Origin of the sequence: Pseudomonas guariconensis, assembly GCF_900102675.1 — a bacterium.
GTDB classification, from domain to species: domain Bacteria; phylum Pseudomonadota; class Gammaproteobacteria; order Pseudomonadales; family Pseudomonadaceae; genus Aquipseudomonas; species Aquipseudomonas guariconensis.
This window is the reverse complement of sequence record NZ_FMYX01000003.1, coordinates 161,466-185,261: the sequence shown is the minus strand read 5'-3', so window position 1 is coordinate 185,261 and position 23,796 is coordinate 161,466. Positions and strand designations below refer to the sequence as shown.

23 protein-coding genes and 2 pseudogenes are annotated in these 23,796 nt (G+C 52.9%); 3 read left to right on the top strand and 22 right to left on the bottom strand.

The window, feature by feature from the left end; translation table 11 throughout:
* Positions 1-139: 139 nt before the first annotated feature.
* Positions 140-841 (bottom strand): orotidine-5'-phosphate decarboxylase, encoded by a 702-nt coding sequence (gene pyrF / locus BLS27_RS06160; RefSeq protein WP_090343723.1) that lies wholly within the window; start codon positions 839-841, stop codon positions 140-142.
* A gap of 532 nt (positions 842-1,373) precedes the next feature.
* On the opposite strand from pyrF, the gene BLS27_RS06155 reads away from it, so the two are divergent.
* The gene (locus BLS27_RS06155) at positions 1,374-1,541 is read left to right on the top strand and encodes a DUF2897 family protein (RefSeq protein ID WP_090343721.1); all 168 of its coding nucleotides are present in this window, start codon (positions 1,374-1,376) and stop codon (positions 1,539-1,541) included.
* A gap of 47 nt (positions 1,542-1,588) precedes the next feature.
* Here the strand turns inward: BLS27_RS06155 and BLS27_RS06150 are convergent, their stop codons facing one another.
* From BLS27_RS06150 to BLS27_RS06100, 12 genes are all read right to left on the bottom strand, one after another.
* The gene (locus BLS27_RS06150; RefSeq protein ID WP_090343719.1) at positions 1,589-1,936 is read right to left on the bottom strand and encodes a ComEA family DNA-binding protein; all 348 of its coding nucleotides are present in this window, start codon (positions 1,934-1,936) and stop codon (positions 1,589-1,591) included.
* Positions 1,937-2,238: 302 nt separating this feature from the next.
* Positions 2,239-3,867 carry a hypothetical protein gene (locus BLS27_RS06145; protein WP_244155216.1) on the bottom strand — a complete coding sequence of 543 codons (1,629 nt, stop codon included), beginning with the start codon at positions 3,865-3,867 and terminating at the stop codon, positions 2,239-2,241.
* Positions 3,868-4,058: 191 nt separating this feature from the next.
* Entirely contained in the window at positions 4,059-5,192 is a 1,134-nt protein-coding gene (gene rffA, locus BLS27_RS06140) for a dTDP-4-amino-4,6-dideoxygalactose transaminase (protein WP_090343714.1), read from the bottom strand.
* A 97-nt stretch (positions 5,193-5,289) separates the two neighbouring features.
* Positions 5,290-6,159 (bottom strand): class I SAM-dependent methyltransferase, encoded by an 870-nt coding sequence (locus BLS27_RS06135; RefSeq protein WP_090343712.1) that lies wholly within the window; start codon positions 6,157-6,159, stop codon positions 5,290-5,292.
* 8 nt (positions 6,160-6,167) lie between these two features.
* The gene (locus BLS27_RS06130) at positions 6,168-6,614 is read right to left on the bottom strand and encodes a GtrA family protein (RefSeq protein ID WP_208599405.1); all 447 of its coding nucleotides are present in this window, start codon (positions 6,612-6,614) and stop codon (positions 6,168-6,170) included.
* Positions 6,602-6,838: an acyl carrier protein gene (locus BLS27_RS06125; RefSeq protein ID WP_090343708.1), complete on the bottom strand. Its 237-nt coding sequence runs from the start codon at positions 6,836-6,838 to the stop codon at positions 6,602-6,604. Before BLS27_RS06125 ends, BLS27_RS06130 begins: the two co-directional genes overlap by 13 nt.
* A complete protein-coding gene (locus BLS27_RS24160; protein WP_425262097.1) occupies positions 6,822-7,022 on the bottom strand; it encodes a 3-oxoacyl-[acyl-carrier-protein] synthase III C-terminal domain-containing protein in 201 nt (66 codons plus the stop codon). Before BLS27_RS24160 ends, BLS27_RS06125 begins: the two co-directional genes overlap by 17 nt.
* The gene (locus tag BLS27_RS23965; protein WP_244155215.1) at positions 6,947-7,303 is read right to left on the bottom strand and encodes a beta-ketoacyl-[acyl-carrier-protein] synthase family protein; all 357 of its coding nucleotides are present in this window, start codon (positions 7,301-7,303) and stop codon (positions 6,947-6,949) included. The genes BLS27_RS24160 and BLS27_RS23965 overlap by 76 nt, the downstream gene beginning before the upstream one ends.
* Positions 7,300-7,608, bottom strand: coding sequence for a beta-ketoacyl-[acyl-carrier-protein] synthase family protein (locus BLS27_RS06115; RefSeq protein WP_139205742.1), 309 nt, complete (start codon positions 7,606-7,608; stop codon positions 7,300-7,302). The genes BLS27_RS23965 and BLS27_RS06115 overlap by 4 nt, the downstream gene beginning before the upstream one ends.
* A gap of 139 nt (positions 7,609-7,747) precedes the next feature.
* Entirely contained in the window at positions 7,748-8,371 is a 624-nt protein-coding gene (locus BLS27_RS06110; RefSeq protein WP_090343702.1) for a hypothetical protein, read from the bottom strand.
* Positions 8,371-9,282 (bottom strand): DapH/DapD/GlmU-related protein, encoded by a 912-nt coding sequence (locus tag BLS27_RS06105; protein WP_090343700.1) that lies wholly within the window; start codon positions 9,280-9,282, stop codon positions 8,371-8,373. The genes BLS27_RS06110 and BLS27_RS06105 overlap by 1 nt, the downstream gene beginning before the upstream one ends.
* Positions 9,282-10,250 carry a glycosyltransferase family 2 protein gene (locus BLS27_RS06100; RefSeq protein ID WP_090343698.1) on the bottom strand — a complete coding sequence of 323 codons (969 nt, stop codon included), beginning with the start codon at positions 10,248-10,250 and terminating at the stop codon, positions 9,282-9,284. The genes BLS27_RS06105 and BLS27_RS06100 overlap by 1 nt, the downstream gene beginning before the upstream one ends.
* An 824-nt stretch (positions 10,251-11,074) precedes the next feature.
* Between BLS27_RS06100 and tnpB the strand changes: the two are divergent.
* Positions 11,075-11,413 (top strand): annotated as a pseudogene (tnpB, locus tag BLS27_RS23960) (IS66 family insertion sequence element accessory protein TnpB).
* A 37-nt stretch (positions 11,414-11,450) separates the two neighbouring features.
* Positions 11,451-12,960, top strand: a pseudogene (gene tnpC / locus BLS27_RS06090) (IS66 family transposase).
* Between the two features lie 382 nt (positions 12,961-13,342).
* Here the strand turns inward: tnpC and BLS27_RS06085 are convergent.
* The 9 genes from BLS27_RS06085 to BLS27_RS06045 all read right to left on the bottom strand — a co-directional run bounded on the left by BLS27_RS06085 (position 13,343) and on the right by BLS27_RS06045 (position 23,783).
* Positions 13,343-15,346: a polysaccharide biosynthesis protein gene (locus tag BLS27_RS06085; RefSeq protein ID WP_090343696.1), complete on the bottom strand. Its 2,004-nt coding sequence runs from the start codon at positions 15,344-15,346 to the stop codon at positions 13,343-13,345.
* A gap of 54 nt (positions 15,347-15,400) precedes the next feature.
* The gene (locus BLS27_RS06080; RefSeq protein ID WP_090343694.1) at positions 15,401-16,579 is read right to left on the bottom strand and encodes a DegT/DnrJ/EryC1/StrS family aminotransferase; all 1,179 of its coding nucleotides are present in this window, start codon (positions 16,577-16,579) and stop codon (positions 15,401-15,403) included.
* A 75-nt stretch (positions 16,580-16,654) separates the two neighbouring features.
* A complete protein-coding gene (locus tag BLS27_RS06075) occupies positions 16,655-17,281 on the bottom strand; it encodes an acetyltransferase (RefSeq protein ID WP_090343692.1) in 627 nt (208 codons plus the stop codon).
* A complete protein-coding gene (locus BLS27_RS06070) occupies positions 17,278-17,874 on the bottom strand; it encodes a sugar transferase (RefSeq protein WP_090343690.1) in 597 nt (198 codons plus the stop codon). The genes BLS27_RS06075 and BLS27_RS06070 overlap by 4 nt, the downstream gene beginning before the upstream one ends.
* A gap of 32 nt (positions 17,875-17,906) precedes the next feature.
* Complete coding sequence (locus tag BLS27_RS06065) at positions 17,907-19,148, bottom strand: glycosyltransferase family 4 protein (protein ID WP_090343689.1); 1,242 nt, start codon at positions 19,146-19,148, stop codon at positions 17,907-17,909.
* Positions 19,149-19,153: 5 nt separating this feature from the next.
* Positions 19,154-20,284 (bottom strand): non-hydrolyzing UDP-N-acetylglucosamine 2-epimerase, encoded by a 1,131-nt coding sequence (gene wecB, locus BLS27_RS06060; protein ID WP_090343688.1) that lies wholly within the window; start codon positions 20,282-20,284, stop codon positions 19,154-19,156.
* A 23-nt stretch (positions 20,285-20,307) separates the two neighbouring features.
* Positions 20,308-21,420, bottom strand: a complete 1,113-nt coding sequence (wbjC, locus tag BLS27_RS06055; protein ID WP_090343686.1) for a UDP-2-acetamido-2,6-beta-L-arabino-hexul-4-ose reductase — start codon at positions 21,418-21,420, stop codon at positions 20,308-20,310.
* Positions 21,421-21,423: 3 nt separating this feature from the next.
* Positions 21,424-22,458, bottom strand: a complete 1,035-nt coding sequence (locus BLS27_RS06050; RefSeq protein WP_090343684.1) for a polysaccharide biosynthesis protein — start codon at positions 22,456-22,458, stop codon at positions 21,424-21,426.
* A gap of 29 nt (positions 22,459-22,487) precedes the next feature.
* Positions 22,488-23,783: a hypothetical protein gene (locus BLS27_RS06045; protein ID WP_090343679.1), complete on the bottom strand. Its 1,296-nt coding sequence runs from the start codon at positions 23,781-23,783 to the stop codon at positions 22,488-22,490.
* Positions 23,784-23,796 lie beyond the last annotated feature (13 nt).

The window sequence follows — 23,796 nt, the reverse complement described above, 5'->3', positions numbered from 1 at the left end:
CGAGTGCTCATCCAGAAAAGGTTCCATTCCATGCGCGGTGCTTATGCTTGAACTGCGCTTGCTCGCGATCACCGCCTACCGACGCAGCGTGAAGGCGCGCAAAGCTATGGCAACGCTTGCCAAAACCCCAAAGTATTGTTCAGGCACCAATCTCGGCGACAACGGCCGCCAATGCCTGCGCAGGATCCACAGCCCGGCTGATCGGCCTTCCGATCACCAGATAATCCGCCCCTGCATCAAGTGCCTGGCGGGGCGTCAGAATTCGACGTTGATCGTCGTGAGCGCTACCAGCAGGACGAATTCCCGGTGTGACCAGTTGAAGCGCTGGATGCGCCAATTTCAACGCGGGGGCCTCCTGCGCCGAGCACACGAGCCCGTCCATGCCCGCCTTTTCAGCCAGCGCAGCCAAGCGTAGCACTTGCTCCTGCGGATCTACATCCAGACCAATCCCGGCTAGATCCTCACGCTCCATACTGGTGAGGACGGTCACACCAATCAGTAACGGCTGAGGCCCGCTGCGCTTGGCTAACTCGTCACGGCATGCCGACATCATGCGCAAGCCTCCGGAACAGTGCACATTGACCATCCAAACACCCATCTCGGCAGCGGCCCTCACCGCCATGGCGGTGGTGTTGGGAATGTCATGGAACTTGAGATCGAGAAACACTTCAAATCCCTTATCGCACAAGGTCTCGACGATTCCCGAGGCGCTACTGGTGAATAGTTCCTTGCCGACTTTCACCCGACATGATGCCGGATCAAGCTGGTCAGCCAGCGTTAAAGCGGCTTCACGGGTGGGGAAATCCAGGGCGACGATCAGGGGCGTCAGGCAGACGGACATGGGCATGTTCTCTTGGCAGGTCGTAAACGGCGCGCATTGTAAACGAAGTGGCGTAGGCTTTGGGCACCATGGGTCATGAGAATTGCCAGGCACCTGGCCACCGCTATAATTGAACCAATGAATGCTGACGTCACTCGAACCTCATGAGGGATCGCCCAGCCCTCCCGGGCTGTGCTATCGCGCAGCAAACAGGATGCGCACGACTTTAGATCTGCACCGACATCGAGCTCTAGAAAAGCATTCGACGACTGATCCGGCTAGGTCAGCCGCCGAATGCTTTGCTATGGTTCCCAATGCGCGGGAAAGAGGCCGTGGACCGCACTGATGTGCAGCTATGCTCCCGAATGAAAGAGTGGCCCAAATGGCATCGGCGTTAGTCCCAGTCGGCACAGCTTGCTGTGACCACATAGAAAAGTGAACACTTCGCCGCCATTGTACCCCGCGCACCTGTTCTTTCTTTTGCAAGAACAGTGGGTTACTTGTTGTTTGATAGAAGTGGTGCCTTCCATCCACGGTCTACAAGGAGAATCTCATGCCCTGGTACGCCTGGTTGATACTCGTCATAGCCCTAGGCTCGATCATAGGTGGGTTGCTGCTGCTGCGCGATACCGCGAAGAAATTGCCGCTGACCGAAGAACAGTTGAAAAAAATCCATGAACGCAATGCCGAAGCGGATGCTAAGGACGCGAATGACCGCTGAGCTTTTATCTGATGGTCGATCCACTCGGACCGACCACCATCTTCCCGTTACTCCGATACCATCAGCCTGTCACGATTACGCTCCAGCAACGCATTGCCGATGCCCTTGATTTCTAGCAACTCGTCCACCGAAGCGAACGGGCCGTTGGCTTCTCGGTAGGCGACGATCGCCTCGGCCTTGGCCCTGCCAATTCCGCTAAGCTCCTGTTGTAGGGTTGTAGCGTCTGCGGTGTTCACATCTATTTGGGCGGGCTGAGACTTCGAAGCTATCGACGCCATCTTGGTAACGGCAAGTTCGACAGGCGGAACAGGTGACGGGCCTGGCGCAGCACTCAAGGAAAAGGACAGTCCAGCGAACAGCGGGAGGAACAGATAAGAAAGGACGATATTACGCATTTGAGAGCACTCCTGTGAGTTTGTGTACGAAGCAGCTTCCTGGCTGCCCAACAAAACTTAGCCCCTCAGAAGGCGATGCGATAGCTCTGGACAAGAGGGAATGGTAACCAGATTTAAACGTCACATTTTATGTCCCACTTTCTGACGAAACGTCGCACAGGAAGCGGGTAAAGGCACTACGTTTTTAGCTCGTAGTGAGCCATAGTTACCCAAACTCCTTTCGCAGTCCCAAAGCACACCAATAGAATCCTCATGGGTCAGCGCTTCACCACAGAGCGGCGTCGCGCACCAAGCCCTTATGCTCAGTCCGAGAAGTCGACACAGCAATAATCGAATGAATTCCTCACCTGACGAGAGCGCATGCTTGCGGGAACCCACTCGCAACGAGTTATGAGGCCTGGGCTATAAAACCCCTTCAAGAACGGCAACAGCCTACCTTTCAGGTCCGCCCCGTAAACATCCTCGGAGACATAGTGAACATGAACAGGGTTGAGATCCTTCTTATAAGCGAAGTAGGTCATATGGTCGACCACGACAAATGAGGCCGATTGCTCCGGAATATGGCATTGCCTGCCCAGTTCGCGAATCGAGTCCAGGTGAGCCTTCGCACCGAACACCGGGATCGACAACGGTTGCCCGGGTATAGAAGCAGAGGCGGACTCTGCATTTCTTAAGACATTCGGGGTAACGAGGAGCATCAAGGCGACGAGGGACGCTACCGACAACACCGAAACCCCAGAGGCAGCCCTGCTTTCGTACTTGCGAAGCAAGGCAGCAATCCAGTCATTCTCGGAACTTTGGAGCAGCAGCGCAAGAATCACCATCGAAATCGGCATGTACTGGATCGCTGCATAGAAGTTCTGCAAGTTGTACAGCACCACGTTGAGCAGGTCACCAGCCGCAAGCAGCGCAGCAAGCAAAAGTGGTACCGAAACACACCGACGCCGCAACGCTGACAGCATCCCGACCCCGGCCAGCACATTAGTAATCGCGATGAACGCACAGACGGCGAACGCTACAGCGAGGTTCAGTACCTCCACAATACCTGGCACATGGGCAATCGGCGGCAGCCAGCCAGACTGAAACTCCGGACGGAAAGTCAGATGCTGTACTACGCGAGGGAAGAAGTGCAGCACATTGCTGCCGGCCTTCAGCATGAATTCCAGAGGGCTTTCAAACAGCAGGCCTGGCCTGAGAATATTCAGTGCAAGCAGCGCCTGAACGCCCGGCGCATCTTGGCAAGCACCGAGCGTGCTGGCATCGCGCAATGCCTGTAGTGCCAGCAAGACTACATAGACGAGCATCCCCGCTCGTACGAACCATGAGCAGTTTCTCGTCGCTGTCCACACCGCAACCAGAACAAATGGTGTAAAGAAGACACTTTTAGGATGCGTAAAGAAGAAAATCGATGCCAATACGGTCAGCAACATAACCGCCACAACGTGCTTTACATATTGCCCTGCGCTTGGCCCATATAACGCAATTATAGTGAGGCCTAACATGGGCAACATCATGAAGTGTTCCGGACGAGACATCACCCAAAGATAGGGCACAACGCCAAGCGCACCGAATGCGACCAACAAGCTGAAGCGGCCTACCCAATGCTGGGGCTCCTGTCGTCGACACCAGAGTGCCAACAGAACGAACCACGCCAAGGCAAGCACTACACCACTGAGACGCATACCCAAGGGCTCTAAGTAGCCATAGACAGCTGAAAGCAATCCTGCTGCTGGATAGAAGACCCAGGCTATGGCATGCCCAAGTGTGGCTGTACACTGAGGAAAATAGGAAACCCTTTGGCCTTCTTCGAGGAAGAATCTGGCCATCTTGAGTTTGGTCATTACCTCATCGGAATAGAGAGGAAGAAAGACGCCACTCAACAACACCAGACTGAACAGCAGCAGCATCAATAGCGAAAGCTTTCTTGTCATTCTGTATCTCAAACGCGGCCGACGGCATGGAAAGCTGCTGATGGTATCAGTCGCCTGACTGATTTCCTAATGCTCCGATGCTCCTTCCAGTGCCAACCGTCAGACGAAAACACTTAATACGCACCCTCCCTCAATTCCTACACACCTACTCACCAAAAGGTAGAGAGTACAGAGTAATCATCGAGAAAGTATTAACCAAGTGCCTTCGACAGGATTTCTATGATCTGATCTTGCTCCGCAGCAGAGAGCCCCAACCACAACGGCAAACGAACCAGACGTTCTGATTGCCGAACGGTCACTTTCAGATCACCGTGCGTTCGACCATAACGCTGACCTGCCGGCGATGAATGAAGAGGAACATAATGGAAAACCGAGAATATGTTATTCTTCTTCAGTTCATTAAGCACTTTTTGCCGATCAATTTCTGGGGCCAGCAAGACATAGTACATATGAGCATTATGCTTACACTCTTCCGGCACAATCGGACGGCGCAACAAGCCTTGGGCTTCGAGCGGCTCGAGCAACGTATTGTAGCGCTGCCAAATCTCCAGGCGGCTCTCGGTAATACGCTCCGCCTCTTCCAACTGCGCCCAAAGAAAAGCCGCAATCAGCTCTCCAGGCAAGAACGACGAACCAACCTCCTGCCACGTATACTTATCTACCTCGCCACGGAAGAAGCAACTACGATCAGTTCCCTTTTCCCGAATGATTTCTGCACGCATTGCCAGCGAAGGGTCATTCACCAACAGCGCTCCCCCCTCCCCTGATATTACATTTTTTGTCTCGTGAAAACTGTAAGCACCAAGATCTCCGATACTCCCGAGAGCACGCCCTTTATAAGTTGCCATGACCCCTTGGGCGGCATCTTCCACAACCCTTAGGCCATACCGCTTAGCAATGGCCATAATGGTGTCCATCTCGCAAGCCACGCCTGCATAATGTACCGGAACAATGGCACGAGTTCGCGGCGTGATGGCAGACTCGATAAGACGCTCATCCAGGTTGAGCGTGTCCTCTCTAATATCAATAAATATCGGCACACCACCACGAAGCACGAAAGCATTGGCCGTTGAAACAAAGGTGTACGATGGCATGATAATTTCGTCTCCTGGCTCAATATCGAGCAACAAGGCAGCCATTTCCAATGCCGCCGTGCAGGAGTGTGTCAGCAACGCTTTTTCACAATGGCTATTTTTTTTTAGCCAGTCATGACAACGCTTGGTGAAGGGCCCATCACCTGCAAGCATATTGCCGAATTTAGCTTCAGCAATATAGTACAATTCTTTACCCGTCATGAACGGTCGGTTAAATGGAACCTTATACATTTACTTTACTCCTTATGCCACCTTGCCCGGTGCTCGCGCAATTTGAGAATGCGAAAGCAGGCGTCGCCAGCCAAACCCATCGTACTCTTAATTTTTCTTAAGGCTCTTTTCGAGCCACGACCAGCCTTGAGCCACCGATTGGGAGATTGAACCCCCATCTAATGAATTGTCGTTCGACACACATGATGGCTTCCAGCCCTCGATTAAGCACAGGGTTGAGCACCGCCACCTCGCTACCACCAGCTCGATTCGAGCGTCGCGCAGCCCAGCGAGAAGCCAACATCAAAGGCAAGAGCAAGGTCACGAAGGACGTGCTACGCAAGATGTTAAAACCCGCAGCTTCCAACTTGGCGTGCAAATCTGCGGCATCGTAACGCCGCTGATGGCAAGCCACCTCATCCACAGGACTCCAAAGCCAATCATGCTGCGGAACCGTGATCAGACAGAGCCCTCCGGGCTTAACCGCACGATAGAAATTCTGCAGGACCAATTCATCTTCGGCGATGTGCTCGATAACATCAAAAGCGGCAACGACGTCAAACTCTTTTTCATAAGGCAGCCGGCGCGCATCCATCTGCAGCAACTCGACGTAGGGCAGGCGCTTTGCAGCGAATGTCAGGCCAGCGGTATAAATTTCACTTCCGGCGATCCGCGCCTCAGGAAACGCCTGCGCAACGCCCGAAAGCACAAACCCGGTCCCGCATCCCACTTCCAGAAGCGAGTGGAAGCCAGGGAAGTATTTGCGCAGAGCCCAAAGCACGAGAGCATTGCGAGACCGAAACCAAAAGTTGCTAGCTTCCACACGAGCCAAGCCTTCAAAGCTCTCCTCGGGAAAACCATCATTTTGCTTCGCGAACTCAGGCGCCCAAGCCAAAAAGCCATCGACACGAGCGGGAGAAAAACCGCACCGGGGGCAGCCGTTTTCGATATGAATGTTCTTTGCATCACAAGACGGGCACAAGATCATAGCGGAGCTCAGAATGATTGGATTCGATTGGAGAATACGAAGTAACGAAACAAAAGAAAAAGAATACCAGCGACGACAAAAATGGCCACAGCCTGAACAATCTGATGAGGGAAGCCGAGAAGATCCGCAAACAGATAGATCATGCCAATATTAGCCGCATAACCAATTGCATGGGCTATGACATAGCGAATCACACCGCGAGAAGAGCTCCCGCTGTAGGCAAACGAATATCTAGCATGGCCGAAGTAGGCCATGGCCGCCCCTATCGGATACATGAAAATCACCGCAACTTTCGGGTCAAGCCATAGCCACGTCAACAGCAAATAGATCAAATATCCACGGAAATTATTAACCACACCAACCAGGGCATATCTGATTATTTGAAACCGAAAAGCCTTTTCCAGCAACTCGACAAAAAAGCCTTTTACACGCCCCATAAAAACTACGTCAAGCACTTGCTCAAATAACCGATGAAATCGTTAATCGAGTTCAAACCATCAATATCCGACTCAGGAATTTCAATCGCATACTTTTCCTGCAAAGCCAGAACCACACTAAACATACCAAGGGAATCAATGCCCTGATCCGTCAAGCTCACATCCGAGCGCAGCGCCTCCGGAGACTCGACCACCTTGGCCTCTCGGATGATTCCAATGATATCGTCACGCGTCACTTGCATTTTTCATTTCCTTACGTTCAATAACCGTACAAGCCCATGAAAGGCCCAACCCAAATCCGCACAGCAGCATACGCGTATGCCCTGGCATTTGCATCAGCTCACGCAACATCAACGGAATGGACGATGATACGGTATTGCCATACGCTTCGGCCAAGAATGGTACCTTTTCCCGCTCCAGGTGCAAGCGATCAGCGATCGTCTCAAAGATGTAGCGACTGCCCTGATGCAAGAGAACCTGTCGATATCCTCCAGCCCGAGCCGGTTGACAGTCACGGACTCTCTGATACTGGCAGGCACCCGCACGGCGGCGAAATTGAACACCGCACACCCATTCATGAAAAGCACGTCGTCATTGCAGGCAATTTTGTCGGCATCAGCACCTTGTGTACCAATGGTAAACCTTCCCAACCGATACTGCGGATCATCATCCAACAGTGTGGCGGTGGCCGCATCGCCAAAAATCATGCGGTAGCCTTGTCCTCCCTATTCACGATACGCGAGTAGGGGTCGGCCGTGACCAGCACACCGCGCTTCATGCCGTTAGCTTGCATGAATGCCGCCAATAAGGACAGGCCATTTACGTACCCGGAACACCCCAATCCCACATCGAAGCAGACACACCCCACCGACAGGCCGACCCTTCCGTGCAGCTCCGCCGACAGGTGCGGAAGGTTGCGATCAGGATTCTGAGTGATGACAACCAGCGCTTCGATGCTGGAAGGTTCAATAGCCGAATCTGCCAGCAGCTGCAAAAAGGCACGTTCCGCCATGTCCAACGCACCCTCACCCTCCTCCAAGCGTGCTAACTACTCAAAACCAATACGCTCATTGACCTGTTCTGGAGTACAGCACGGGCACAGTTGTCCACACGACCGGGTGGTATATATGCAGCGATCCTTTTGATGCCGATCATGATGTACCTTTGGCACTGAAGTAGATCTGCCCCAGCACCTGCCCATCCAACTCCACGTCAGAGCGCGTAAGGCGCGTACCCAGGGTTTGTTTCAAACTCACTGTCACGCCGCTCAAGTCAGCAGGCAGCGGCCACACATGGCCATCCCAGCGACAGAAGACCCAACTGGTATCGTCTGGTTTGTTGAGTACCGCAAGGTGCAGGGCCTTGTTCATCGAGATCAGTATCTCAACAGGACTAAAGCCTGATCCATCACGCACCAATCGAATAGTGCGATCGCCTACATCGACGGCACAATGATCAGTAACTGCCGATTCAACGTAGGGAACCCGTATACTTGGCTGTCCACCAGTAGGTTTAACCCGCGCCTGCAATTGCTGCCCAGAAATAACCACCCTGATAATCGCAACATCATCAGGCTCAGCTAACAAGACTTTCTCTGACACGTGAAGCTGAGCTTCCAAATTACTGCCCGTCATTCGGTGAATGACAAATTCTATGTCACTCACGCTGCCCACAAGAAACTCTGGAACACAGCGCATGACTTGATTAAAAATATCAGGCCCCTGGATATACTTCCGCGCCCCTTTGAAACCGAGCTCAAGCTTATACATCTTCATTAAATAGTGCCTTTGAGATACCGCATCATGCTAACGCGATGATTAACAGCAAAGTTTCCAGATACAACAGCATGAGGCGCTATATCCCCCACCACTACCGAGCCCATTTTGATCTGAGCCCCCTCACCTACAGACAATCCTTGGGCGACCGATGCAGAGGTGCCGACCCATACCCTGTCAGCAATTCGCGCACGCCCGGCAATGACCGAATTTCCCGATATCACGCATTGCTCACCGATGAAGGCGCCATGACCAATATTAGTCATAATGCCAATTTGACTGTGCTGGCCAATATGGGTAAAACGACGGAAAAACGATTTGGCAATGACGGCCCCCGCCAGAATATGACAACCCTGGCCGATCTCGACACCGCCGGCATGACTGACAAATACTAAACTGCCGTCCTGCCGACGCATCGTTAACAATCCTTCTGCACCCACCACTACATGTTGGCCGATTACGACATCATCACCAATACTGCAATAGTCCTCAATGACGGCATGGGCACCTACCGTAACCCGCTTACCCAAGAACGCCTTTGGTGAAATCACCGCACTGGGATGAATCTGACATCCCTCACCAATGCCGAAATCCATCAGTGGCAACAACTTCTCTTCCGCCTTCAACCGAAGATATAAATCAAAAAACTCACGCCGCGGATCATCTGCCGCTATAACTGCCTTTTTTGAATCAGCAACCTCACCCGCCAAGGCGGCTGAGCAAATGATGACGGAAATCTGCGGATTGGCGACTGCCTTTTTCACATAGTGCAGATTCTGGCAATAAACAAGGCTCCCAGGGGTGGTGGTGTCTACTTCGTCAAGCGCGGCAAAATTGCCGTCCCGTATGATCGCAGCCGGAGGAAAAAAATCACCGACACGTAAAGGATGGAGACTATCTTGTGGTTGCATCAAAGCTTCTCTTCAAATATAGAAAATTGCTCAATATTACTGGCCTCCTCGACCAGGCGCCCCAAATACTCGCCCAACACCCCCAGGGCGAGCAAAATATTGCCCGACAAGAAAGACACCAGCACAGCCAACGAGGCCCATCCCGGTAATGAATAGCCATCGATCAGACCATGAACGAGAACCCACAGAGCATAAGCCATGCTTAAAATGCTTACCGTGACCCCCCAACCGATCATAAAGCGCAAGGGCATGTAGGAATGATTGATCACAAGATAAGAAAGAGTTTTTATCAGCTTAGGCAGTGAATAAGAAGATGCCTTCCCGTCTTCACGCTCAGCATGCCGGATCACAACATTGCAAATTAACGAGTGCGGCACAGACTTGAAAATCATCGCCGCGATGTGTGGATGCGCCCCTTTATAGGCAGTTAGCTTTTTGGCGACATCGAGCGTCATGGCCCGAAAACTGGAAAGCGCCAGTGTCTCCGGCTTTCCAATGATACGCCCAGCCAATCGCTGATTTACCCGAGAGCCTATATTTCTCCACCAGTGATGTTGCTTCTCAGACTTTTCGATTTTCCCTATCACCACGCACTTACCAGCCTTTAGCTGGTCAATGAACAGTGGTATATCCTCTGGATAGCATTGCAAATCATCATCAATTGTAATGACATACGTTTTACGGGCGTACCCCAAGCCGCAAAGGGTCGCATGTTGTTGGCCGTGATTTCGTGCAAAACGTACACATTTCACGCGGGCGTCTTTCTCATACAGCACGGACGCGACTCGCCAAGCCCGACCCGGACTGGCATCGTCAACCAAAATCAACTCCCAATCATCGGTGAGCTTATCCAATTGCGTAGATATACGCTCGTAAAGCGTGAGCAAAATGTCTTCGCTACGAAAAACAGGTACAACAACACTGATTCCGAAACCCTCAGAGCGCTCAACAGCACCAATACCCAACATCACCCCTCCCTGCCGACGCAATAGCAGTGAACAATTCAATATGCCGCGTCAACACCTCGAAACATTAGCCAACAGCACGCTGATTATGCTTCCTTAGAAGCTGCCAGCCTACCGAACGAAAAAACAAGCGCGCAGCACTTGAGATATTAAAATATTCCACACCCTCGCCATCGGACCGAACACCATAAGACTGCCGACCAGGCGTAAAACCGCTCCGGCGCAGCGTCAATCTTCTTACGCGCACGCCAGGCGCTCTTTAAATCAGTCAGCAACATAAGAACGATGGGAGCGCAGAGTATTACCCCGCTCTTACAGATCAATATAAAATAGCAGATATGAGTTGGATTATTCATGGCGAGCGCCTTGGATTTCCCTCATGGACAAGGTAGCGGCCGTAACCAGAAACCCATTACGCACAAAAGAACATAAAAACCATATAATATGTTTAACCACATATCCATCCGGCGTAATTTTGTTAAAAACCCTTCCTAGACAGTAAAAATAACGAGGTGAATCCGACTAGGAAATCCGAGGATAAAACTCAAGCACTGCGGCGTAATCATACCCTAGGCATAAGCTCATACGCCATCGATTACCCACCAAGACCATCCTCCAAAACCTGACGACCTCACTATTAGCGCCCCAGCAGGAGTCCCCCTAGCCAGACTCCGAGCCTCAAATTCGTTGCCGCATGGGAAATCATTCAGACCCTGATTTCGATAGTGATATCGCAACAATACGTAAGCGCTCTGTGACCCCCACATTCAAAGCACCCACTGATCTCGGATGCTGTGCTCCCGATTTATTTGTGAAGCTCGCCGACCATGATCCGACCCGACGCCAAAGTCGAAAAAGTGTACCTCTACCCCAAGCCCGTCGATTTTCGAAAATCCATTGATGGCCTAGCCGCGCTGGTCGAACTCGATATCAAGGTGGCGGTGTTCGACCCAGTGCTTTTCGTTTTCCTCAACAAGCCGCGCAACCGCGTGAAGATCTTATATTGAGAACGCAACGGCTTCTGCCTCTGGCTCAAGCGCTTGGAGTCCGAACGTTTCAAAACCTCACCTGATGTCACTGATGAAGTCATTGCCCTGACCGTTCAGGAACTGAACTGCTACTCGACGGCTTCGACCTCTGGCGAAACTGTCCGCATCAGGTTTTGACGCCTTGATACGTCGCCTGATTCGGTAAATCCGCGGCATGATTTCCATGCCCGAAGACCTCCCTGACGATCCTGTTCTGCTCAAGCAACTGCTTGAGCAGAGGATCAACGAGCCCGCGTCCGACAAGGGCAAGATTTTTCATCTCGAAGAGGAAGTTGCGCTGTTGCGCCAGCGTCCGTCCGGGCGCAAGACCGAGCGGACAGGCGATGCGGCGACGCCACAGTTGCCGCTCTTCGACGAAGCGGAAAGCCTCGCCGAACCCTTGGATGAGGCCGGCGACGAAGAAGTCGTTGCACCGACCAGGCGCCGTGGCAAACGCAAAACGCTGCCGGCCGATTTGCCGCGTATCGAAGTTGTCCACGAACTGCCCGAGCATGAACTGACTTGCGCTTGCGACTGCCGCAAATATGCCATCAGTGAAGAAGTTAGCGAACAGCTTAAAATCGTCCCGATGCAGATTCTTGGTCATCAAGCATGTTCGCAAGGTGTACGGTTGCCGCGATTGCGAATTAGCGCCCGCAACGACGGACAAGCCCGCCCAGATGATCGAGAAAAGCATGGCCAGTCCGAGTGTGCTGGCCATGCTGCTGACTACCAAATACGTAGATGGCCTATCGCTTCATCGCTTCGAAAAAGTGCTAGGGGCGCCACGGTATCGATATCTCGCACCCAACGCTGGCATGCTGGGTGATTCAATGCAGCAAGCACTTTCAGCCGCTGCTGAACCTGATGCGCGAAAGCCTGTTGAACAGTCGGATCATCCACTGTGATCAAAGACGTGTGCAGGTGTTGAAAGAGCCTGGTCGTGAGCCCAGCTGCCAATCCTGGATGTGGGTACAAACCGGCGGCTCACCTGATCGCCCGGTGATCCTTTTCGACTACTCCACCAGCCGAACACAGGAGGTGCCGATGCACCTGCTGGATAGCTATCGCGGTTATGTCATGACCGACGACTACGTCGATTACAACGCACTGGCTGCACAGAACGGCCTGGAGCGGGTGGGCTGATGGGCGCATGCGTCGCGCAAGTTCGTCGAAGCATAGAAAATACAGCCCAAGGGCAAAACAGGACGCGCTAACATCGCATTGAACCTGACCAATAAGCTCTATGGCGTCGAACGCGACTTGAAGGACTGGCGACGAAGATCGTAAGGTTGCCCGCATGGAGCACAGCCTGCCATTGCTGATTCAGCTGAAAAACTGGGTAGAGAAAACGCAACCTCAGGTCACGACGCAGAATGCTTTGGGCATGGCCATCGGCTACTTGGCCAGCAACTGGAGCAAATTGGAATGCTACGTCGAGCACGGCTACTTGCCGATCGACAACAACGCAGCCGAGCGTGCGATCCGCCCCGTTTGTCATCGGGAAAAGAACTGATTGTTCAATGACACGCCCAGAGGGGCGACGGCCAGTGCGCAGCTTCCCAGCCGCTTGGTCGAGACGGCCAAAGCTAACGGCAAAGAGCCTTATGCGTGGCTGCGCCACGCATTGGAAGACTACGGACGCGCTGCTGCCGTGGAATTGCATGCCTCAAATATACAGCTAAGTGCGCTGCCCATCGTTGGTTACGTGGGGTTTATGGAGCGCTTACAATGCATCGAAGGAAGCCCACCGCCCCACGCCGGGCTGCAACCCGCCTCGGCCCCTCAGCCATATTGATTAACGTGACGGTTGACTGGCGGCGACGACCAACTATGACCGACAGTGGCCACAACGTGCAGGGCACGCAGAATGGCATCGGACATTGGGCAAATGTCCACCAGCCTGCCGAAGGAGAGGAGGCATCACATTGAAGCTGAACAACAGTTTTATAGGATTTCGAATAATCAATGCATTTTAGCGAAGCGCATCATGCCTAGCCGCAGAAGGCTAATTCCATGATGCAAAGCAATGCCCAACGCAACAGCCCTGACTGTCAAATAGTAAAATCAAACCCCTGGATCAAGGCGTTGCTGCTGATAAATCCAATCCACAATATCACCATCGGGCGAGTACCCGCTTACAGTTTCGCGAAGCAACTGCCTGACACGGGTATAATCATCACTCGAGATGGCATGAAGCAACTCCTGCAACTTGGAACTCAGAACATCCCATGTTAAGAAGTCTTCTTGCGCACTCATAATCATAGGATGACGCGTTGCGAGAACATTATCCCCTATCAGCAGTTCCTCATAGAGTTTCTCGCCGGGACGCAGCCCTGTAAATTCAATAGCCACATCACCATGGGGGTTGCGGTCTGTTCTTACGCTGAGCCCTGAGAGATGAATCATTTTTTCCGCCAGCTCAACAATTTTCACTGGCGCCCCCATGTCCAATACAAACACATCCCCGCCCTGCCCCATGGAGCCTGCCTGAATAACCAACTGCGCCGCTTCTGGAATGGTCATGAAGTAACGGGTGATTTTTGGATGGGTTACCGTTAGCGGCCCTCCGGTTTTGATCTGCTTGTGGAATAAAGGAATAACCGAACCGGAAGAGCCCAGTACATTACCAAAACGAACCATCGTGAAACGTGTCTTGTTCACGTGAGACACATTACTTGAATCACCGAATAGTACGGGAGCGATTTCTCGGCTCAAGGCCTGAAGCGTCATCTCTGCGAGTCGCTTGGTGCTCCCCATCACATTGGTCGGGCGGACTGCCTTGTCAGTGGAAATCAATACGAAGTTAGCCACCCCCGCCTGCAACGCAGCCTGCGCAGTGCTGAGTGTACCGATAACATTATTGAGCACGCCCTCAGCAATATTGTGCTCCACCATCGGGACATGCTTATAAGCCGCAGCATGATAGACAGTATCCACATGCCAAACCTTCATAATTTCAAACAGTTGAGACTGGTTACGCACTGAGCCAAGAATAGGCAATAGCTGGGTGGATAGCCCCTCTCGAATCACACTCTGCTCAAGCTCCGCCATGATGCTGTACAGATTGAACTCACTGTGCTCAAACAACAGTAAGGTTCTAGGTGCAAGACTGAGTATCTGCCGACAAAGCTCGGAACCAATCGATCCTCCAGCCCCCGTAACCAATACCACCTTGCCATGAACGCAACGCTCAAGCAGGTCGGCCTGGGCCGGCACCGGATCACGCCCAAGCAGGTCTGCAATATCGACTTCCTGAATGTCATCTACCTTGACACGACCACTGGCCAAATCCATGAAGCCCGGTACACTGCGCACATGTACCGACAGTCCTTCCAAATAATCGAGTATTTCTCGTCGACGCGAACGCGACGCCGACGGGATTGCCAGAAGTACTTCTTGAGCGCCTGTTTCATTGATCATGCGTTGAATATGCTCCGGCTTATAGACCAATAAGCCAGATATCACCCTGTCGGCGATAGAGTCATCATCATCAATGAATGCAACAGGACGCATTGCCTTACCAATGCGCAAGGCCGCAATCAGCTGATTACCTGCGGCACCGGCACCGTAAATGGCAACCCTAGGCAGACCGTCGTCACGACTGGTGAACGGGACATGCTGAGCAGCAGAAAACCAGTCGCCCAAAAAGTACTGACGCATCGCCAATCGCAATCCGCCGATCATAATCATACTCAACCACCAATAGTTGAAAATGATCGACCGCGGAACGAGATTCTGATGATTGCTATACCAATAGACAAATAAACCCAATATCAAAGAAGATAAGCTGACCGCCTTGATAATGGTCAGCAATGCATCATTCCCGAAATAACGCATCACCGCTCGGTACATCCCAAAACGGATGAACAGCGGAATAGCGACGACAGGGGCCGCAATGAATAACCAACCATGGTCTAGAAGCGGATTAGCCAGATCGTCTATCCCCAGCCGAACCAAAAACGCCAGCCACAGAGCTCCCCAGACCAGAAAGACGTCTGTTATGACCTGAAGCAGGCGTTTCCGACGCCGAGGCAAGTTCAACAACCAAGCGCGCAATCCGTCAATCATCCTTTGAACCCAATGTTCCCACATTCATCTTGAAGCCAGCCCTGACTTAATTGGTCAGCTTCTGACTGCCAGAGCCATGACCTCACGCAGTACTTGGCAAGACTTTTCAATTTCTTCGCTCGTCAAGGTCGGATGCACCAAGAACATGATGCTGGTATCGCCAAGTTCTTTAGCGACAGGAAGACGAGTATCTGGACGCCAGCCGGTGCCATCAAAAGCCTTTTCGAGATAGACCTCAGAGCACGAACCTGAATAACAGGGCACACCACGCGAGACTATTTCGTTGATGATACGATTACGGGACCATTGTGGATCCAGCCTTTCCGGCTCAACGAAGACATAGCACTTGTAGGCTGCATGACCAATTCCCTCTCCGACACGAGGAACACGCAGACCAGGCAGGCCAGCCGCACACTCCCAGATCGCCGCCGCATTCGCAACGCGGGCAGAATGCCATAGAGGCATGCGGCGTAATTGAATCCGCCCTATCGTTCCCTGCATTTCCAGCATGCGCCAATTCGTGCCAAAGCTTTCATGCAGCCACCGAAACCCAGGCGCATGATCACGCTCGTAAACTGCCTCCCAGCTCTTGCCATGATCTTTATAAGCCCACATGGCGGCCCAGAGTTCACGATCGTTGGTCGTTACCATGCCCCCCTCGCCACCAGTAGTCATGATCTTATCCTGACAGAAAGACCAAGCTGCGACATGGCCGATCGAGCCGACTGATACACCCTTGTAGGTAGCACCATGGGCCTGAGCGCAGTCCTCGATGACTTTCAAATCATGTTTGGCTGCCAACTCCATGATCGGATCCATATCGCAGGGCCAGCCGGCCAGATGGACGCAGATGATGCCGCGGGTCCGAGGGGTAAGCACGGCCTGTATGGATTGCGCGGTGATATTCTGCGACTCACGATCAACGTCAGCAAAAACCGGAACAGCTCCAGCATTGACAATACTGGATACCGAGGCCAAGAAGGTCCGCGATGTCACGATCACCTCATCGCCTTCACCGATCTCCAGCGCATGCAGGGCCAAATCCAAAGCAACCGTGCCATTGGCCAAGGCGATAGCATACTCTGTCCCAACCCAGCTCGCGAACTCCTCCTCAAACTTCCGGCACTCCTGGCCCGTCCAGTAATTGACCTTGTTGGAAAGCACGACGCCACGAACAGCCTCGGCCTCCTCGTCGGTGAAGGATGGCCACGAGGAAAAGGGAGTATTCAGCACAACTATCTACCTACTATATGGAAATTGATCGATCAAGGGCCCCCCTGCGTCCATGAACTAGAACAAGGGTCTCGACTATTTGACGAGCTCGCGCGCGGGAACACCTGCGACCGTCATATTATCAGAGATGTCACTGACGACGGCGGCACCGGCACCAACGACTACCTGCGAACCAATCGCCACTAATTGCCTCACGCTGGCGCCCATACCTATCCAGCTCTCGTCACCGACAGTGACCCCCCCGGCAAGCCTGGCGCCAGGGCTGACATGCACGCAAGCTCCCAGGTCGCAATCGTGATCGACACTGCAGCCGGTATTAAGTATCGCCCCTTCGCCAATTCTGCTGAAGGCGTTTACAACCGCGGTAGCGAAAACCACCGAGCCCTCTCCCACCACAGCATGAGGACTAACAACTGCTGAAGGGTGAACAATGGACACCAGTGCAGCCCCCTGATTGCGCAGCCGCTCGAGCTTTTGTCGACGTACGGCGTTGGCGCCTATAGCCACGATCACGCCATCAAATTCACTGACCCGATCCAACAACTGAGCACCACTGCCAATAACAGGCCAAACACCATTGCTGGAACGCTCAGGCCACGCATCATCAAAAAACTCGATGGACGCCCAGCCACCTACCTGCGCAGCATCGGCAACCACTTTGCCATGTCCACTGGCACCCAGGATAGCGAGTCGCCTGTTCATTTGCGTGTCCCGGTAAACTTGGACATAGTCACCTCGCCCTCAGCACTGATACCGTCACGAATCAGGACCTTCCTGATCGTCAGCATGATGATCTTCAGGTCCAGCCAGAATGAACGATTCTCGACATACCAGACATCAAAATTGAATTTTTCTTCCCAAGTCAGTGCGTTGCGGCCGTTGACCTGCGCCCAACCAGTAACACCTGGGCGAACCTCATGACGGCGCCGCTGCTGCGTGTCATACAACGGCAAATACTCCATCAGCAACGGGCGTGGCCCAACTAGGCTCATATCACCTTTGAGTACGTTCCACAGCTCCGGCAGCTCGTCCAAACTGCTGGAGCGCAAGAAACTGCCGAATGAGGTCATCCGCTGGGCGTCAGGCAGCGCCTTGCCATCAGCATCGACCGCATCAAGCATCGTTCGGAACTTGACCATCTCGAATGGCCTGCCCTCGAGACCGGGCCGAACCTGTCGAAACAGAACCGGCCTGCCGAGCCTGAAACTGATCATGAATGCCACGACAGCAATGACGGGCAAAAGAACTAATAGACCGACGCCCGCTGCCAGGATGTCGAAAGAGCGTTTAAGCATCGAAAGCCTCTTTCCTAAGGGAAAACCGTAAGTCAGTCACGACTTATGCCGTCTCGCCCAGCGAGACGACTGAAGTGAGTGCCAAAACGCCGTGTGCCAACCTCAAGCGACAATTGCTCTCTGTAGAACGCCTTCCCTTTCTCGGCCATGGCCTGGCGCTCCTGCAAAGAAACCTGCATCAGCTCGACGACAGCCGTAGCCAGTGCCTCAGGGCACTCCGACTCGCAGACGATTCCACATCCCGCCTCCCGCACAAGGTCGGCGGCGTCTCCATCGACCGCCATCAACAAGGGCTTGCCCGCAGCCATGTAAGCCTGTGTCTTGGAGGGGATGGTAATGGTGAACAGCGGATCCTTTTTCAGATGAACCAATAGTGCGTCCGCATGGTTGAGGTAGGCGCCCACCTGAGCCATGGGCACACCCGGCAGAAACGTCACGTTCTGCAACTTCATCGACGCTGCGAGCGTTTTGAGATGCTGAACTTCAACACCGCCGCCAAGGAACACGAACCTTGCTCGCGCCCCCCTGGCCTGCAACAACTCTGCGGCGACAAGGACGGCCTCAAGCGCCTGAGCTTTACCCATGTTTCCAGCAAACAGAACACAAAACTCCCCGGGTTCCGCCAAGCCTACAGACCTCGGCGTCTCGGGCACGTTGATCATGTCTTCCGCACACCAGTTATAGATCACATCGATCTTGCGCTCAGGCACCCCACGCTGGATCAACAAGCGCTTGAATCCAGGCGATAGCACAACAATCTGATCGACCCGCCGATACACCCAATTACAGGCATGCGCAACAGCCCTCAACGCCCTCGCATTGGAAAACATGCCTGTAGCCTTGAGCGTATCCGGCCACATATCCTGGATATCGTAAACCACGGGCACCCGACGCAGCACTCGAATAAGAGCAGCGGCGATGCCCACTGTCAGGGGGGGATGGTAGGCGTAGATGACATCAGGACGCTTTGCGCCAAAGAGCCCGTACAGCAAGCTGCAGGCAGCAAAGCTGACATAGTTCAGGACTCGTCCTACACCGCTCTGCCCGTGACTGGGATAAAGCGGTACCCGGACGACCCTTACACCGTCGATGACTTCCCGCTGCAGCAGTTTAATCTTGTAACCCGGGTACAATTGACCGCCAGGGTAATTCGGAAACCCTGTGACAACCTCTACATCGAAACCCTGCTCTACCAGTTTCCTGGCAAAAACAAGGCCCTTGAAGGTCGGTTCGGGGTCAAACCATTGGGCCAACAAGAGAACACGGACAGCCATTCGAATCAGTACCTTCTCCAAACGGTACGCATCACATAGTCACGGTAACTATGGATAATCCGGACCACTTTCTCGGCGACATTAGGCATGCTGTAATCCTCGACCAACCGCAGCACACGCTCCTCTCCCCTAGCCTGCGACTCAAGAATACTCAGCCCTTGCAGCACACGCTCCGACTCCAGCCCAACCATCATGACCGCGGCCTCTTCCATGCCCTCGGGGCGCTCATGGGCTTCGCGCAGGTTCAGCGCAGGGAAGTTGAGGATAGACGACTCCTCGTTGATGGTACCGCTGTCGGACAGTACGGCCTTGGCAGAGAGCTGCAGCTTATTATAGTCGGTAAAGCCCAACGGCTTGAGCAATCGCACATTGGCGTGGAACTTGATGCCCAAGGCATCCACACGCTTCTGCGTACGTGGATGGGTGGATACGATTATCGGCAAATCATATTGCTGCGCGACAGTATTGAGTACGTCCACCAGCTTGAGGAAGCTTGTCTCTGTGTCAATATTCTCTTCACGATGCGCACTGACCACGAAGAAGCGTCCTTCTTCGACCCCAAGCCGCTGCAGCACATCCGATGCATCGATAGAGGCGCGGTAGTGATTGAGCACCTCGAACATTGGGCTTCCGGTCTTGATGACCATGTCTGGGGACAGGCCTTCACGCAACAGATAATCGCGAGCGATCGTGCTGTAGGTTAGATTGATGTCAGCTGTATGATCGACGATACGACGATTGATTTCTTCCGGTACACGCATATCGAAGCAACGGTTACCGGCCTCCATGTGGAAAGTCGGAATCTTACGACGCTTTGCCGGAATCACGGCCATGCAACTGTTGGTATCCCCTAGAACCAACAAAGCTTCCGGTTGGACGTCCGCCAATACTTTGTCAACCGCTATAATCACATTACCAATGGTTTCCGCGCCTGTGCTACCCGCAGCGTTAAGGAAATGGTCAGGTTTGCGAATTCCGAGATCCTGAAAAAATATCTCATTCAACTCATAGTCGTAATTCTGACCGGTATGAACCAGAACATTCTCGCAATGCACGTCCAGAGCCGCCATTACTCGAGAAAGACGGATAATTTCCGGACGGGTTCCGACAACGGTAACAATTTTCAGTTTTTTCATTTCAATTCCTTAAAGAGCCGCACTCAAGCGTTCAACGGCATTGCATACGTATCAGGCAGCTCACGATCGAAGATCTCGTTGGCCCAGAGCATGACGACAATCTCTTCATCACCGATGTTGGTAATGTCGTGCGTCCAACCCGGTACCGTTTCAACGATCACAGGCCTCTCGCCGGATGTCTGCAACTCGTAGAATGCACCGGAGATCACGTGGCGGAAACGAAAACTGGCCTTGCCTTTGATCACCAGAAACTTTTCGGTCTTGGTATGGTGATAATGGCCACCACGGGTGACACCGGGGTGCGCCGTGAAAAATGAGAACTGACCACTGTCTCTGGTTTTGAGCATTTCAACGAACACACCGCGCTCATCCCCGTAGCGAGGTACCTCGTACGTAAAGCGCTCCTGCGGCAGATAGCTGACATAGGTCGAATAAAGTGCACGTAAGAAACCTGTGCCTACGGCCTCGGTAATCAGGCTTCCCCGGCTGGCATGGAAGGCATTGAGGTAATCGGCGATTTCCCCAACACTAACGTTATACTGAGGCTCAACCGGTATGAATGTCTCTCCCAATCGCTTGCTCTGCATTACCTGAAGGAAAGAAGTAATGACATCATCGATATAAACCAGATTGACGCGAGCATCCGGATCGTTGATCTGAATGGGTAGATCACGGGCAATATTATGGCAAAACGTGGCCACCGCCGAGTTATAGTTCGGCCGCGCCCATTTACCAAATACATTCGGAAGTCGATAAAGGTAAACCGGCGAACCCGTGGAAGCCGCCAGATCACGCAATACATCCTCTGCACCACGCTTGCTCAAGCCATACACATTATCCATTTCCGCTTGGGTGGAAGACGTATAAAGCAGAGGGACCGGCTTACCACCGGCCTTGATGGCTTCGGCCAAAGCACGTGTGAGATCCAGGTTGCCAGCGACAAATTCCTCAGGATCCTTTGGCCGATTGACACCCGCCAAATGGAACACAAAATCCACCTGCCCCACTTTAGCCGGCAGACTGGACAGATCGTCATCACGCGTGAAGGTAATGACGGCAATATCCTTGCACTCTTTCAGATGAACCAGCAAGTTCTTGCCAATAAAGCCATCAGCGCCCGTGATCAGAACCTTCATCAATTATTCCTCAGGTACCGCGTGCTCGCCACGCTGAATGGCGCGCATAAAATCGAGTTTGAGCAGCAATTGCTGCATACCTGCCACATCCAGGCGCTCAGTATTATGGGAGTTATAGTCTTCTGATCGAGAGATCTTTTCCTCTCCCTGCTCGACAAATTTTGCGTAGTTCAAGTCACGCAGGTCTGGCGGCACGCGGTAGTAATCACCCATATCCTGCGCACACGCCATTTCCTCACGACTCAGCAGAGCTTCGTAAAGCTTCTCTCCGTGACGAGTACCGATTACCTGGATAGGGTGCTCAGGCTTGCCAACCAGTTGAGTCAGGGCCTCAGCGAGCGTTTGTACAGTAGCCGCTGGCGCCTTCTGTACGAACAGGTCCCCGTTGCTCCCATGTTCGAAGGCGAACAGCACTAGGTCGACGGCGTCGGACAATGTCATCATGAACCGAGTCATGCTCGGGTCTGTAAGCGTTAGTGGTTTGCCCGCACGAACTTGCTCGATGAACAACGGAATGACCGAGCCACGGGACGCCATCACATTGCCATAACGAGTGCCACAAATCACCGTGCGGTCACTATCGACACTACGCGACTTGGCGACCATCACTTTTTCCATCATGGCTTTGGAAATACCCATGGCATTGATGGGATACACGGCCTTGTCAGTGCTCAGACAGACCACGCGCTTCACGCCATTCTGAATCGCCGCCTCAAGCACGTTTTCGGTCCCCAAAACATTGGTCTTGACCGCTTCCAGCGGGTGAAACTCGCAAGATGGCACCTGCTTCAAGGCAGCAGCGTGATAAATAAAGTCGACACCACGACTGGCATTGAGGATGCTTTGGTAGTCGCGCACGTCGCCAATATAAAATTTCAGCTTGCTACTCGCATAGCGTTTGCGCATATCGTCTTGCTTTTTTTCATCTCGACTAAATACGCGAATTTCAGCGATATCACTATCAAGGAAACGCTTAAGCACGGCATTTCCAAAAGAGCCGGTCCCTCCAGTAATCAGCAGAACTTTGCCTTTAAACATGAAAACCTCACGAAATCTCGGTTAATATTCTATCTATCACTTGACGCATTTCGCCGCTGTAGCCCCCATGCCAACAGCCAAAAAAGAAATGCAAAATATGAGTCAAGCGTTTGAGTCAACTGGTTATTTGCAGGCATATAAAGTATCGAGAGCGTTAAAAATATAAACACTAACGCCCCAGACTCACTCCTCCATAGCACCGCACTTTTCCATGCACTCGCCCAAAGAAAACCCAGAACAAAAATAAACAACGGCACCGCTGGAAATCCAACATCACTCGCGATCCAGGTAAACATGGTTGACCATTGGGACTTGTCGCTCCAACCGGCCATATCGACCTTGTGCTGGTAGCTATCCATATAAAGATCATCACCGAAGACTTTGGAAATGGTGCTCATTATAAAAGCGGAGTGCCCTGCCCCCATGGTGGAGGTGAAATCCGCATTCAACGCCAAGGATAAACCATAATAGCCTTGGGCCATGTACGCGGTAAGCATTTCTGCTGTAAAGCTGAGTCGACCCGCGCCCGGTTCCACCATGAGTGGACGCTGAGAACACACTACACCCTCTGCGACACAGAATACATCATTCCCCCCCATCCGCGCCTCCTTACGTTCGATGAACAGAGAAAGGGTTGAAAAAACTATGACGGACACAAAGGCCAACGCCACCAGGGCCTTGCCAGTGTTGAGCGGGAAACGACCTAGCCTGGCAAAGGCCTGTGAGGCCAAGATCATCGCGGCAGCCAGCACAGACACCAGCAGATCTCCCGTCTCCCTATCCGTGCCCCGCATCAGGGAAAATACAAGGACGGCACCAATATGCCCTAGCAACAGCAGAACATCCAAGAGTCGCAGAGAACGCCAGTGGAGAATCGCAAAAGGAACCACACAACATACGAAAGGGGCTGCCAGAGCCCTCGCTATGGCAATATAACTACGAATTCCTGACTCATTGGCCTCCAAGGCGGCGAGCATCTCCTCATATGCCACCCCCTGATTTCCTAGCACATTGGCCACGTGCCAAGGCCACTTTCCGGTATACGCGTAGGTGGCAGGGAACAAAAGCGCGATACTCAGTAACGCACCGAGGCGATAGTACAAACGCCAATGGCCAAGCGCGCCTCCCGGAGGACGCATAAAACTTCCAAGCAGATATCCACCACACAACGCGACCATCACGACCAACAGGAAGAATAGTACATCTCCCCGATTATTGACCGGCCAATCGAAAGGCCCAATGAAAAATAGAGCGATGCTAAGCAGCAAATAGACCATCCCCAGCAAGAGAGGAAGGAAACGGAGCTTATCGAAAATAGTGCGCAAGCGGAGCCCCTAT

Bases quoted from the DNA above. Each gene is read 5' to 3' on its own strand.
- pyrF (WP_090343723.1), bottom strand. From the start codon at position 841: ATGTCCGTCTGCCTGACGCCCCTGATCGTCGCCCTGGATTTCCCCACC.
- BLS27_RS06155 (WP_090343721.1), top strand. From the start codon at position 1,374: ATGCCCTGGTACGCCTGGTTGATACTCGTCATAGCCCTAGGCTCGATC.
- BLS27_RS06150 (WP_090343719.1), bottom strand. From the start codon at position 1,936: ATGCGTAATATCGTCCTTTCTTATCTGTTCCTCCCGCTGTTCGCTGGA.
- BLS27_RS06145 (WP_244155216.1), bottom strand. From the start codon at position 3,867: ATGACAAGAAAGCTTTCGCTATTGATGCTGCTGCTGTTCAGTCTGGTG.
- rffA (WP_090343714.1), bottom strand. From the start codon at position 5,192: ATGTATAAGGTTCCATTTAACCGACCGTTCATGACGGGTAAAGAATTG.
- BLS27_RS06135 (WP_090343712.1), bottom strand. From the start codon at position 6,159: ATGATCTTGTGCCCGTCTTGTGATGCAAAGAACATTCATATCGAAAAC.
- BLS27_RS06125 (WP_090343708.1), bottom strand. From the start codon at position 6,838: ATGCAAGTGACGCGTGACGATATCATTGGAATCATCCGAGAGGCCAAG.
- BLS27_RS23965 (WP_244155215.1), bottom strand. From the start codon at position 7,303: ATGATTTTTGGCGATGCGGCCACCGCCACACTGTTGGATGATGATCCG.
- BLS27_RS06115 (WP_139205742.1), bottom strand. From the start codon at position 7,608: ATGGCGGAACGTGCCTTTTTGCAGCTGCTGGCAGATTCGGCTATTGAA.
- BLS27_RS06110 (WP_090343702.1), bottom strand. From the start codon at position 8,371: ATGAAGATGTATAAGCTTGAGCTCGGTTTCAAAGGGGCGCGGAAGTAT.
- BLS27_RS06105 (WP_090343700.1), bottom strand. From the start codon at position 9,282: ATGCAACCACAAGATAGTCTCCATCCTTTACGTGTCGGTGATTTTTTT.
- BLS27_RS06100 (WP_090343698.1), bottom strand. From the start codon at position 10,250: ATGTTGGGTATTGGTGCTGTTGAGCGCTCTGAGGGTTTCGGAATCAGT.
- BLS27_RS06085 (WP_090343696.1), bottom strand. From the start codon at position 15,346: ATGATTGACGGATTGCGCGCTTGGTTGTTGAACTTGCCTCGGCGTCGG.
- BLS27_RS06075 (WP_090343692.1), bottom strand. From the start codon at position 17,281: ATGAACAGGCGACTCGCTATCCTGGGTGCCAGTGGACATGGCAAAGTG.
- BLS27_RS06070 (WP_090343690.1), bottom strand. From the start codon at position 17,874: ATGCTTAAACGCTCTTTCGACATCCTGGCAGCGGGCGTCGGTCTATTA.
- BLS27_RS06065 (WP_090343689.1), bottom strand. From the start codon at position 19,148: ATGGCTGTCCGTGTTCTCTTGTTGGCCCAATGGTTTGACCCCGAACCG.
- wecB (WP_090343688.1), bottom strand. From the start codon at position 20,284: ATGAAAAAACTGAAAATTGTTACCGTTGTCGGAACCCGTCCGGAAATT.
- wbjC (WP_090343686.1), bottom strand. From the start codon at position 21,420: ATGAAGGTTCTGATCACGGGCGCTGATGGCTTTATTGGCAAGAACTTG.
- BLS27_RS06050 (WP_090343684.1), bottom strand. From the start codon at position 22,458: ATGTTTAAAGGCAAAGTTCTGCTGATTACTGGAGGGACCGGCTCTTTT.